This window comes from Peterkaempfera podocarpi (genome assembly GCF_042466665.1).
GTDB lineage: Bacteria > Actinomycetota > Actinomycetes > Streptomycetales > Streptomycetaceae > Peterkaempfera > Peterkaempfera podocarpi.
On the sequence record NZ_CP162102.1, the window covers coordinates 4,577,465 to 4,589,780 of the forward strand.

Annotated in this window: 8 protein-coding genes, 2 tRNA genes and 1 pseudogene; 6 read left to right on the top strand and 5 right to left on the bottom strand. The window is 73.4% G+C overall.

Going from position 1 to position 12,316, the window contains the following annotated elements; translation table 11 throughout:
- Window positions 1-18 precede the first annotated feature (18 nt).
- Window positions 19-666 (top strand): hypothetical protein, encoded by a 648-nt coding sequence (locus AB0761_RS20085; RefSeq protein ID WP_377270461.1) that lies wholly within the window; start codon window positions 19-21, stop codon window positions 664-666.
- A gap of 143 nt (window positions 667-809) precedes the next feature.
- Here AB0761_RS20085 and AB0761_RS20090 read toward each other — a convergent pair whose 3' ends face one another.
- Window positions 810-1,595 (bottom strand): SLATT domain-containing protein, encoded by a 786-nt coding sequence (locus tag AB0761_RS20090; protein WP_377270462.1) that lies wholly within the window; start codon window positions 1,593-1,595, stop codon window positions 810-812.
- 288 nt (window positions 1,596-1,883) lie between these two features.
- Between AB0761_RS20090 and purD the strand changes: the two are divergent.
- From purD to AB0761_RS20115, 5 genes and pseudogenes are all read left to right on the top strand, one after another.
- Window positions 1,884-3,144, top strand: a pseudogene (purD, locus tag AB0761_RS20095) (phosphoribosylamine--glycine ligase).
- A gap of 717 nt (window positions 3,145-3,861) precedes the next feature.
- Entirely contained in the window at window positions 3,862-5,559 is a 1,698-nt protein-coding gene (locus AB0761_RS20100) for a hypothetical protein (protein WP_377270463.1), read from the top strand.
- Between the two features lie 180 nt (window positions 5,560-5,739).
- Window positions 5,740-7,293 (top strand): N,N-dimethylformamidase beta subunit family domain-containing protein, encoded by a 1,554-nt coding sequence (locus AB0761_RS20105; protein WP_377270464.1) that lies wholly within the window; start codon window positions 5,740-5,742, stop codon window positions 7,291-7,293.
- Window positions 7,294-7,562: 269 nt separating this feature from the next.
- Window positions 7,563-9,116 carry a peptidoglycan-binding protein gene (locus tag AB0761_RS20110; protein ID WP_377270465.1) on the top strand — a complete coding sequence of 518 codons (1,554 nt, stop codon included), beginning with the start codon at window positions 7,563-7,565 and terminating at the stop codon, window positions 9,114-9,116.
- Window positions 9,117-9,159: 43 nt separating this feature from the next.
- Window positions 9,160-10,077 carry a phosphoribosylaminoimidazolesuccinocarboxamide synthase gene (locus tag AB0761_RS20115; protein WP_377270466.1) on the top strand — a complete coding sequence of 306 codons (918 nt, stop codon included), beginning with the start codon at window positions 9,160-9,162 and terminating at the stop codon, window positions 10,075-10,077.
- Between the two features lie 18 nt (window positions 10,078-10,095).
- Here AB0761_RS20115 and AB0761_RS20120 read toward each other — a convergent pair whose 3' ends face one another.
- The 4 genes from AB0761_RS20120 to AB0761_RS20135 all read right to left on the bottom strand — a co-directional run bounded on the left by AB0761_RS20120 (window position 10,096) and on the right by AB0761_RS20135 (window position 12,109).
- On the bottom strand, window positions 10,096-11,370 hold the full coding sequence (locus tag AB0761_RS20120) for an MFS transporter (RefSeq protein ID WP_377270467.1): 1,275 nt from the start codon (window positions 11,368-11,370) through the stop codon (window positions 10,096-10,098).
- Between the two features lie 73 nt (window positions 11,371-11,443).
- Window positions 11,444-11,519: transfer RNA gene (locus tag AB0761_RS20125), tRNA-Gly, on the bottom strand.
- A gap of 55 nt (window positions 11,520-11,574) precedes the next feature.
- Window positions 11,575-11,647 (bottom strand) — tRNA-Gly (locus AB0761_RS20130).
- Between the two features lie 144 nt (window positions 11,648-11,791).
- The gene (locus AB0761_RS20135) at window positions 11,792-12,109 is read right to left on the bottom strand and encodes an Lsr2 family protein (protein ID WP_055586310.1); all 318 of its coding nucleotides are present in this window, start codon (window positions 12,107-12,109) and stop codon (window positions 11,792-11,794) included.
- Between the last annotated feature and the right edge of the window lie 207 nt (window positions 12,110-12,316).

A 12,316-nucleotide genomic window follows, 5' to 3' on the forward strand; every position in this document is an offset into this window, starting at 1 on the left:
AAGCGCACTGGAGTGCCCGTGGCCTGCGACATCTGGCTCGTTCCGCTCGTGGATGTGCTCTGCCATGCTCCGGAGAACCCCTTCCGGGACGATCTCGACGTCTACAACGCCGCACTGCTCTCGCACGGGCTGCCCGAGGTGCCGGTCTACCGCTACATGCCGGGCCTGAGCGGGGACGTGGAGCCGGTGGCCGCCTTCGACTTCGACTCGCTGCACTTTCTGCGCCGCGCCTATCTGCTCCAGCTCACCGGGTTCGATGTGACACCGGTGGACGCACTGGGCAGCGACTACGAGCAGCTGCTGGAGATGTTCGAGTCCACCGCGGAGCAGTCGCACCTGGTGTGGCACTTCGACCACGCCGGAGCCTATGTGCCGGTGGACTTCGAGGCCCCGCTGGTGGACGACTCGCTGCTGGACGCGGGCGGTCCGCTGGGGTCCGCGCACGGGCTGCTGCGCGAGCTGCAGGCGGTGGCACCGGTGCTGGGCATCGACCCGTCCGCGCCGCCCCGGCCGACCAAGCCGCTGGGGCCCACCGAGCTGGAGCAGCCGTTCAGCCCGCCGCTGGACGACCTGGGCCCCTACGCCCGGGAGCGTCACGCCTGGGCGGGGCTGCACGCGGCGGCGATCCGCAGCCTGGGCCAGGGGTCGATGATCGTCTTCGCCTGACCCGGGCAACCGGGCGACAGGCGCGGGGAACCGTGCGGCGGGGTCCGCCGCCCTCCCCGGGGGCGGCACTAGGCCCCAAGCGGCCGGTGGCCGGGGGAGCGGCTCCCGCTGCTCCCCCGGCCACCCGCCGACGGTACGGGGACTCAGCGCAGCGGCCCCTCCGGGGGGCGCTGGCGCGGCATGGTCGGCCGACTGCCCGGCGACGGCAGAACCCTGACCTGGGCACCGGAGCCGCCCTCGCTGCGCCCTCCCCAGACCCCGGGCGCCTGGGTGGGCAGCTGGGTCATGGTCGCGCGGAACTCCATCATCCATTCGGCGGTCTCGCTGCGGACCAGGTCCGAGAGGTCCTCGCAGAACCGACGCAGCACGCCCAGGCAGCGCTCGGCGGCCTCCCCGGCGGTGCCCTCGGTGGGGCCGAGCACCTCCCGTACGCACTCCGACGCCCAGTCGAACTGGAATGCCTCCAGGCGGCGCTGCATGGCCTGTGCGGTGCTGATGTCGCGCATCCAGCCGGAGGTGAGGCCGAAGACCCGGTCGGCGGCGAGGCACGCGCCGGCCAGTACCAGCAGCAGATAGCCCCAGCGGGAGGCACCGGTCCAGCTCCCGGTCAGATCGACCAGGGGCAGCACCCCGCCGCCCACCGCGAGCAGCGCGGCGAGAATGCGCAGCGCGCGGGCGGCGCGGCGCTTCCAGGCCCGGTCGCGCAGATACCAGTCGATGGCCTCGACGGCGCGCTCCTCGGACCAGCGGTACAGCTCCTCCAGCCGCTCCGCCGGCTCGCCCCAGTCGCCCAGCGGGAACTGACGCGCGCTCAGATCGGTGCGGCGGGGTTGCGACACGTCCGCGGCGGCGGTCGCCATGGACTGGTCCTCCTCGCCTGGTTCCTTGCCCCAGGGGTTCTCCTCGGGCTGCATTTCCGGCTGGCTCACCTGTGGGACTCCCTGTGCGGGCCGTACCGGCCGGGTGCCGGCAGCTCTCCAAGAGGACTTCTTACCGCCAAATGGCTGATCGTGGGGACTCTTCCGACATGATCCGCTTCACCGTGCGACCCCGGACACCGAGGTGGGAGCTGTTGCGAGGCGATGTGGATTTCACCCAGGAGAGTGGGTGTTCCGAGGTGGCGAAATATGACGGAATCGACAAATCGCCGATTTCCTCGGCCGGGGGCGGCCCGCAGCGCACGGCCCACGGGCGACCAGGCACTACCCTTGCCAGGCGTGAAGGTCCTTGTCATCGGCGGCGGCGCCCGCGAACACGCCCTGTGCCGCTCCCTGTCCCTCGACCCCGACGTCACCGAGCTGCACTGCGCCCCCGGCAACGCCGGTATCGCGCAGGTGGCCCGGCTGCACCCGGTCGACCAGCTGGACGGCCCCGCGGTGGCCGACCTGGCCTCCTCGCTCGGCGTCGACCTGGTGGTCGTCGGCCCGGAGGCGCCGCTGGTGGCCGGTGTCGCGGACGCCGTGCGCGACCGGGCCATCCCGGTCTTCGGCCCGTCCGGGCAGGCCGCCCAGCTCGAAGGTTCCAAGGCCTTCGCCAAGGACGTCATGGCCGCGGCCGGTGTGCCCACCGCCCGCTCCTACGTCTGCACCACCCCGGAGGAGGCCGCGGCGGCGCTGGACGCCTTCGGTGCCCCGTACGTGGTCAAGGACGACGGTCTGGCCGCAGGCAAGGGCGTGGTCGTCACCAGCGACCGGGATGCCGCCCTGGCCCACGCCGGGTCCTGCGAGCGCGTGGTGATCGAGGAGTTCCTGGACGGCCCCGAGGTCTCGCTCTTCGCGATCACCGACGGCACCACCGTGGTCCCGCTGCAGCCCGCCCAGGACTTCAAGCGGGCGTACGACGGCGACGAGGGCCCCAACACCGGTGGCATGGGCGCCTACTCGCCGCTGCCCTGGGCCGACCCCAAGCTGGTGGAGGAGACGCTGGAGGCGGTCCTCCAGCCCACCGTGGACGAGCTGCGCCGCCGCGGCACCCCGTTCTCCGGGCTGCTCTACGCCGGACTGGCGATCACCTCGCGCGGCGTCCGGGTGATCGAGTTCAACGCGCGCTTCGGAGACCCGGAGACCCAGGTGGTCCTGGGCCGGCTGAAGACCCCGCTGGCGGGTGTCCTCCATGCGGCCGCCACCGGCAGGCTCGGCGAGCTCGCCCCGCTGCGGTGGAGCGACGGCGCCGCGGTCACCGTGGTGATCGCCGCCGAGGGCTACCCGGCGGCGCCCCGCTCCGGCGACCCCATCGAAGGCCTTGCCGACGCCGAGGCCGCGGACGGCTCCACCTATGTGCTGCACGCAGGGACCCGGCACGGCGCGACCGGCGAGGTGCTGTCGGCGGGCGGCCGGGTGCTCTCCGTCACCGCCGTCGGACAGGACATCGCCGAGGCGCGCGGCCGGGCGCGTCGACGCGGTCGGGCGGATCGGCCTGGCCGGTTCGCACCACCGCAGTGACATCGCGCTGAAGGCCGCAGGGCCGGACCGGGCATAGGTCCGGGCCGGCGCATCCCGCCGGCCCGCGACACCCGGTACGCGCCCCTGCCGCACCCCGGCGGCCGCCCGAGTACGCCCCGCGTACGAGGACGGCCGCCGGCGTGCAGGTGGACACACCCGACGCCGTGGGCCCCGCCCCCGCGGCGGACGGCGCCCGGTACCGGACAGCGATCTCACGGCGGATGCAGCGGGGCCGTGGGCCCATTGGCGTGCCGGGCAAGGCCCTCACCTCACTGGGCTCACGGCCCCGTGCTGTTTTCCGGCCCGGTGCGCCGGGGGGCGTCCGACGGCGAACGGAGCCGCCCGCACAGTCCTTCGGGTGACGCGAGGGGCATCCGGCTGACGGGGGGCCAGTGACGGCCTTATGGTGCCCAGAACCGCGCTGCGGGTCGCTGCCCGGGGGAAGCCCCGTCGGGTGGCCGGAACCGCACGGGGGGATGCTGCGGTTCAGGAACACCCGCCTCTTTCGGGGGAAGGAGACGGATCCCGGAACGGCGGCCCGAGCACAGGCGTCAGATGTGACAGAGGCACCACGCAGAGCGCCCGGCCGGTGATCGGGCGGCGGTGCTTCTCCACCGTTCCACGTACCAGGGTGTCATCGGGAACTGTGAACTCTTGAACTCTTGCAACTCTTGAACTCTTCGGACCGGGCCGCAGGCCTCCGCCGGAGTACGACCGGCGGCAGGGCAGCGCGGCGGCAGGGGCGTGGCAGAAGGTGGCAGGTGTCGACGCGGCACGTGCACGTGCCCATGCGGTACTGCGGATACGCGGCCTGGCCGTGGCGGCCGCGGCACTCCCTGCGGCCGTCGCCGTCGTCCTGCTGGCCGGGCGGATCAGCGGCCGGATCGGCGCCCCCGGCTCCCCCGACGCCGCGGCCTGGGACGCGGCCCGCTGGGCCGCCTGCGGTGTGGCCGTCCTCGGTCTGCTGGTCGCCGGCGCGGTGGCCGTGGTCTTCGCCCGTGCCCGGCCGCTGCGGACACCCGCGGTCACGGTCCGCGAGCAGGAGGCCCCTGAGCTCTACCGGCTGATCCGCGACCTCGCCGCCAGGATGGAGGTCCCCGCCCCGTCCGCGGTGGCGCTCACCCCCGACTGCGACAGCTGGCTGGAGGACGCCGATCCCCCGCGTTCCGGGCGCTGGCCGCAGTACCTGCCGGGCCGTCGCCCGGAGCCGCCCGCACCGGTCCTGGTGGTGGGCTCTCCCTTCCTCTGGTGGATGCGGGTCTGCGAGCTGCGCGCCCTGCTGGCCCCCGTGGTGGCTGGCACCGCGGCCTCCGCAGACCCCGAGATCGCCGCCGCTCGTCGCTTCGTCCGCGGCCTGGACGCCGCCGGAGCCGCCGTGCACCGCGGCCGGTCCGCCCCGACGCCCGCAGGGCGGTGGCTGCGCCGCCCGGCCCTGTCGGTGCTCGACCGCATCACCCGCGCCCTGCTGGGCGCCTGCCGCGGCCACGCCGCCGAGCTGGAACGGGCTGTCGCCGGCTGGGCCTCGCAGCAGGCGCAGACGGTGGACTACGGGCTGCGTATCGCGGCTCAGGAGCAAGTCGGCCTGGTCTATGCAGGCTGGGACCGGCTGCTCACCCGGGTGGCACTGCCCGCGTGGCGGATCCGCCGCCTCCCCGCACACCTCAACGCCGGTGTGGTGTCCGCACTCACCGAGCTCTCCCGCCGGGACCGGCTGGCGGAGGGCTTCGAGCAGCGGCTCGGCGACCGCCCGGCCTGCGATCTGCTGGAGGAGCCCGGAGCGGTGGACGAGGCCACCTCGCTGCTCGCCGCCCGGGTGTTCCACGGCCTCCCCGGTGACGCCGCGAGCGGCGGCCGGGGCTGGCGCGGGGTTGGCTGGGAGGAGTATCCGGACGCCGTGGTGGACCGTATCTGGCGCACCCAGGCCGCCGCGCTGTACGCCGCCGTGGACCACATCCGCCCCGAGGGCCCGGGGCGGCGGCCGCTGCCGGGCCGCGGCCACGACGGACCCACCGTCGCCCGGGTGCTGGAGCGGCTGCGGGCCGGTGACGGCGACCGGCTGGCGGCGGTCCTCGACGACTGGGCCGGGGAGGACCGCACCGGGGACGACCGGGCCGGGCTCCCCCACGCCGGGGACGACCGCGGCACCGTGGACGGGGCAGCCGCAGCCGAGGAGGACGCCGCTCCGGTCGTCCGGCTGGCGCCGCCGCGCACCGGGCGCGATCTGCTGGTGGACCATCTCAGCGCGATGGTCTGCTGCGCCGCCGTGGACACCGCGGGCGCCACACCGGGCCTGGACTGGCTGGACGGCCCCGCCCTGCTGGTGGACGGGGTCCGCCGCACCGACCTCTCGGCCGTCGTCGCGGGCGCCGTGGAGCACGGCGACGACGGGCCGCTGCGGGAGTGGCTGGAGGCTGTCGGGGTACGGCTGGAGAAGCCGGTCCGACTGCCCTGAGGCGGGGGCGGGGGTGCTCTGCCGGGCGCTCCGCCGAAAAGGCACGTGCTCCCGTCATATTCGCCAGTACGCGGGGTGACGAAACGGTGGCTTGATGTGATGTCCTAGACGCACGCCGGGCGCGGGTGGCCGGATGGCCGCCGCACTCGCACACGTCCGCGCCGGGGCCAGGAGGGACGAGTGGGGACCGATCAGATCCGCCGCTGGGAGTCGGGAGCACTCGCACACGGGGTGACCGACCCCTTCGGGCAGGGCCCGCTGCCATGGCTGCGCGGCGCCGACACCTATGTCGAGGGCACCGGACCGGACGCCACCGGCACCGTGGTGCCCTGGTACGTCGAGCTGGGCGCCCCCGGCCAGCAGCTGCTGCCCGGGGCCCGGCGTGCGCCGGACGGATCCGGTTCGGTCGGCGCCCCGCGCAACTCGGACGACGTCGACTGCCAGATCAAAGGTTTCGCCTCCGCCGGAGTGGTGCGTCCGGGCGGTTCGGTCGACCTCCGGGTCAGCGTGGACCCGCCCCGGGAGTTCACCGTGGACGTCTACCGGATCGGCCACTACGGCGGCGCAGGCGCCCACCACATGACCGCGGGCCCCGGCGTGTCGGGGCTGCGCCAGCCGCCCCCGCTGGTGGCCGGCCGCACCGTCTCCTGCCACCACTGGTGGCTCTCCTGGCGGCTGCACATCCCCGCGCACTGGCAGCCGGGCGCCTATGTCGCGGTCCTCACCACCGTGGACAACCGCCACCGCAGCCACATCCCCTTCACGGTGCGGGACGACCGTCCGGCCGATCTGCTGCTGCTGCTCCCGGACGTCACCTGGCAGGCCTACAACCTCTTTCCCGAGGACGGCCGCACCGGTGCCAGCCTCTACCACGCCTGGGACGAGACCGGCCGGCTGCTCGGTGAGCAGGAGGCCGCGGTGACCGTCTCCTTCGACCGCCCCTATGCGGGCGCCGGTCTGCCCCTGCATGTGGGGCACGCCTACGACTTCGTCCGCTGGGCCGAGCGCTACGGCTACGACCTCGCCTACGCCACCGCCACCGACCTGCACGCAGGGGCCGTCGACCCGACCCGCTACCGGGCGCTGATCTTCCCCGGCCACGACGAGTACTGGTCGGCGCCGATGCGCCGGGCCGCCGAGCGGGCCAGGGCCGCCGGCACCTCTCTGGTCTTCCTCTCCGCCAACACCATGTACTGGCGGGTGGAGCTGGCACCCTCGCCGGCCGGTGAGCCCGACCGGCTGGTCAGCTGCCGCAAACGCCGCCGCCCCGGCCCGGGAGTGCCGTTCCAGGGGCCGACCGGGGCACGTACGGCCCTCTGGCGGGACGCGGGCGAGCCGGAGCAGCACCTGCTGGGGATCCAGTACGCCGGCCGGGTGCCCGAGCCCGTGCCGCTGGTCGTCCGCAACGCCGACCACTGGCTCTGGGAGGGCACCGGGCTGCGTGAGGAGGAGCAGGTGCCCGGCCTGGTCGCGGGGGAGGCCGACCACTACTTCCCGAGGGTCGCCCTGCCGGAGAGCACCGAGCGGATCCTGCTGGCGCACTCGCCGTACCAGGACGCCACCGGCGTCCGCCGCCACCATGAGACGTCCCTCTACCGTGCGCCCAGCGGGGCCTGGGTCTTCGCCTCCGGCACCTTTGCCTGGTCGCCGGCGCTGGACCGCCCGGGGCACACCGACGAGCGCATCCAGCGGGCCACGGCCAATCTGCTGGACCGTATCTGCAAACGGGGCTGACCCGGCCGACGGTCGACCCGATGAGGGGCTGACCCGACGGGGGCTGCCCCGGTCGGCCCTGCGGCGTGGTGCCGGTGGCCCAAAACCGTGATGGTATTTGTCCTACTGTGGGCTGGTTAGTGTGTTACGCCGGAATCTCTGGTGGCCCACGGCAGGTGCTCACGGACGGAGAGGGGCCGGAGATGTCCGGCGGTGGCCAGCAGATGGCGGTGCCCGGGAGCGGTGCCCGGGACGGGGACGACCCGGGGACGCCACGGCGGTGGCGATGGGTGTCGGAGCATCAGCTGGCAGCCGGGCTGCTGATCGGCGCGCTGCTGCTGGCCAGCGGCGCGGTGGCGGCCTGGCTCACCATCAGCGACCCGGGTCCCACGGTGCTGACCGCCAGGGTGGAGCGCCGGTCGCTGGACGGCTCGGTGACCGCCCCCGGCACGGTGGAGGCCGGCCAGACCGTACAGGTGGCACCGCTCACCCAGGACCGCGGCGACACCGTGCGGGCCGTGGTGACCGGTCTGCCGGTGCGCACCGGTGAGCTGGTCGCCGCCGGCCGGGTGCTGGTGGAGATCTCCGGCCGCCCGGTGTTCGCACTGCCGGGCGGACTGCCGGCGTACCGGGACCTCAAGCCGGGCGCCCAGGGCAGAGACGTCAGCCAGTTGCAGAAGGCTCTGCACGGTCTGGGCTTTCCCACCGGCAGTGACAAGGACGCCGACTTCGGCGCCGGTACGGCCGTCGCGCTGACCGCCCTCTACAGCTCCCGGGGGTACACCCCGTTGCCCGCCCAGCCCGACGGCGCCATGCTGCGCGCGGCGGCCGAGGACGCGGTGGCGTCGGCCCGCCGGGCGTGGCAGGACGACCGGGAGACGCTGCGGGCCGCCCGGGCCAGGGCCGTGCTGGCCAAGGCGGCGGCCGACGGTGGTTCCGGCTCGGCCGCGGCGGAGCGGGCCGCTGCGCAGCAGGCCGTGCAGGCGGCGGAACGACAGGTCGCCCGCAGCGGCGAGGACCTGGCCGCCGCCCGCAGACGGCTGGCGGAGGCGAAGACGGCGAACGGGCCGATGCTGCCCGTCGCCGAAGTGCTCTATCTGAAGGGGTTCCCGGCCACGGTGGACTCGGTGGCGGCATCGGTGGGATCCGTGGTGACCCGCAGCGCGATGACCGTCTCGGGCGACGGGCTGGTGATCCGCAGCGGGCTGCCCGGCTATGCGCGCGGTCTGGTGCAGCCCGGTCAGACGGTGCGGATCGTCTCGGAGACCGGCCGGGTCAGCGCCAGCGGCACGGTGGCCTCGGTCGCCGACGCACCGGTGCAGATGCAGCCGGTGGGCGCGGTGGCCGGCACCGCATCACCCGGCGGTGCGGCGGCCGGCGATGCGGTGCCCGGTGGCGCGGTGGCGCCGGGTGGGCCCGGCTACCCGATGGTGGTCCGCCCCGACCATGAGCTGGACCCGGGACTGGCCGCGCGGGCCGTGCTGGTGACGGTGCAGACCCCGCCGTCGCGGGGCCGGGTGCTGGCCGTGCCCACCGCGGCGCTCAGCACCGGCCCGGACGGCAGCACCACGGTCGTCGTCTACCGCGGCGGGGCACGCCGCCGGACGGATGTGCTCACCGGCGCCACGGGCGGCGGCTGGACCGAGATCCGGCCGCTGGACGACGACGTGGTCGGGGAGGGCGACCGGGTGGTGGTGGACGCCAACCCCGGGTCCGGGGGGAACGGCGGCGTCCCGTCCCCGGCGAACTCCGGCCCGGTGCCGGCGGCCCGTCCGGCCGCCTCGCCCGCCACTCCCGGGACGGTCCACGGCCGACCGGCTCGGACCGCCGGCCACGGCGCGTGAAAGACTCCCCGGTGGCAGCCCCCCGACCACAAGGACAGGACCGTTGAGCGGATTCGTCGTGAAGCCTGAGCCGGTGCAGGTGCCCGGACTGGACCACATCCACACCGGCAAGGTGCGCGACCTCTATCGGAACGCCGCCGGAGACCTGGTCATGGTCGCCAGCGACCGGACCTCCGCCTACGACTGGGTGCTCCCCAACGAGATCCCCGACAAGGGCCGGATCCTCACCCGGCTCTCGCTCTGGTGGTTCGACCTGCTGGCCGACCTGGTGCCCAACCACGTCATCTCCACCGACATCCCGGAGGGCGCCCCCGCCGACTGGGCGGGCCGCACCCTGATCTGCCGCAGCCTGGAGATGCTCCCGGTGGAGTGCGTGGCCCGCGGCTACCTCACCGGCTCCGGCCTGGCCGAGTACGAGCGGGACCGCACGGTCTGCGGCCTTGCGCTGCCCGAGGGCCTGGTGGACGGATCCGAGCTGCCCGCGCCCATCTTCACCCCGGCGACCAAGGCCGAGGTCGGCGAGCACGACGAGAACGTCTCCTACGAGGAGATCGCCCGGCGGATCGGCGCGGACACCGCCGCCCAGCTGCGGCAGACCACACTGGCCGTCTACGGCCGGGCCAGGGATGTCGCCAGGTCCCGGGGGATCATCCTGGCGGACACCAAGTTCGAGTTCGGCCTGGACCCGGACTCCGACAAGGACGACCCGCGGCTGGTCATCGCCGACGAGGTGCTGACCCCCGACTCCTCCCGTTTCTGGCCGGCCGACAGCTGGGAGCCGGGCCGTCCGCAGGAGTCCTTCGACAAGCAGTTCATCCGCGACTGGCTCTCCTCCCCGGAGTCCGGCTGGGACCGCACCGGCGAGCTGCCCCCGCCGCCGCTGCCGGACGCGATCGTCGAGCGCAGCCGGGCCAAGTACGTCGAGGCGTACGAGCGGCTCACCGGCACCCCCTGGTCCTGACCCGGACGGTGCTCGGGCTCATGGCCCCGCGGGACCCGCTTGTGCGGCCCGCGGGGCCGTCGGGGCCGTCGGGCCGCCGAACCTGATGCCCTTGGCCTCCCTGCCGACCGCGCTCAGCAGGACCACCACCACCAGGGTGGGCAGCACCGTCACCATGATGGCGGTGGGGTAGCCGTGGTCCGCCGCCAACGCCTCCTGGATCGGCAGGTTCAGAGCCGCGATCAGATTGCCCAGTTGATAGGTGACCCCGGGGTAGAAGCCGCGGATGGCATCCGGGCTCAACTCGTTGAGGTGGGCCGGGATCACGCCCCAGGCGCCCTGCACACAGAGCTGCATCAGGAACGAACTGGCCATCAGCAGGCCCAGGGTGGTGGAGAGTGCGAAGAACGGCACCACCGGCAGTCCCAGGCCTGCGGCCAGGATGATGGTGCGCCGCCGGCCCAGCCGCTCCGACCAGGCGCCCAGCAGCATGCCGCCGGCCATGGCGCCGATGTTGTAGACCACGGCCACCGCGATCGCGGTGTGCGGGGAGAAGCCCAGGCCCTTCTTGAGGAAGGTGGGGTAGACGTCCTGGGTGCCGTGGGACATCCAGTTGAAGGCGGTCATCAGGGCCACCAGGTAGCAGAACCGCCGCAGTACCGCGGGGTTGCGGAACACCTGGCGCGCCGGGGTGCGGCCCTGCCGTACGGCGCTGGTCCACACCTCGCTCTCGGCGACCCTGCTGCGTACCCAGAGGGCCACCAGGGCGGGCAGCAGGCTGAAGGCGAAGAGTCCGCGCCAGCCGAAGACCGGCTCGATCACCAGGAAGGCGACGGCGGCGAGCAGATAGCCCAGGGAGTAGCCGCCCTGCAGCACCCCGGACCAGAAGCCCCGCTTGTCCGGGGGGATCTTCTCCATGGCGAGGGCGGCGCCCAGGCCCCATTCGCCGCCCATGCCGATGCCGTAGAGCAGTCGCAGCACCAGCAGCACGGTGTAGTCGGGGGCGAAGGCGCAGGCGAAGCCGACCAGGGAGTAGAAGAGGACATCGACCATCAGGGGGAGACGGCGGCCCCGGCGGTCGGCCCAGAGACCGAAGAGGAAGGCACCGACCGGACGCATGGCCAGGGTGGCGGTGGTGAGGAAGGCCATGTCGGTGAGGGAGACCTTGAACTCGTCCGCGATCTCGCTGTAGACGAGCACCACGAGGAAGTAGTCGAAGGCGTCCATGGCCCACCCGAGATAGGCGGCGACGAAGGCATTGCGCTGGTCCCCGGTGAGCCCCCGGGCCTGGTCAAGCAGCCTGCTCGGCGTCATGCAGGGGGTTCTGCCCGTCTGACGCGTACATGAAAACGCCGGAGGCCCACTCTTTCGAGTGGGCCTCCGGATCTGGAGCGGACGACGAGATTCGAACTCGCGACCCTCACCTTGGCAAGGTGATGCTCTACCAACTGAGCCACGTCCGCATGATCTTTATGGTATCACCCCTGGTGAGAGGGGCAATGCATTTGTCCTGCTACGAGCGGACGACGAGATTCGAACTCGCGACCCTCACCTTGGCAAGGTGATGCTCTACCAACTGAGCCACGTCCGCCTGGCACCTTTGGTGCCTGCCGCCACCACCCTGCCGGGCCGTGGCGACGAGAAGTACTCTACCCCATCCGCCGGGGTGGTCGGGGCGACCCGTGCGGCGCGACCGGCGCAAGGCCGGCCGCACCGCCCGAACGGGCCAGCGGGCTCAGCTGGCCTCGGCGAACTTCTCGTACACATGCTTGGGGATCCGACCCCGAGCCGGCAGGTCCATTCCGTGCGACTGGGCCCAGGCGCGCACCGCGGCCGGGTCCGGTGCGAGCGCGGTGCGCCGGAACGACTTGCCGGAACGGCTCTGCCGACGGCCGGCCGTCACATACGGCGCGAGGACCTCCCGAAGCTTCTCGGCGTTGTCGGTCGACAGGTCGATCTCGTACGACTTGCCATCGATGCCGAAGTGGACGGTTTCCTCCGCCGCACCGCCATCCAGGTCGTCGGAGAGCGTGACCACTACACGCTGTGCCATGGGTGTCAATCCTCTCGGGCAATGCGGCCGCCGACGGCGGCCCGGGAGGGCGCCGAGCGACCCGGTGTGCACCGATTGCCGCGCGGCCCGTCGGAAGGGTGCGACGATCCGCAGGGTGTGAACCACCTGCCGCAACCGGTGTCCTTATTCTGCACCAAAACCACGGGAGAATTAAAGCCTCTACTTTTTGCTGACGGATTATCCGGG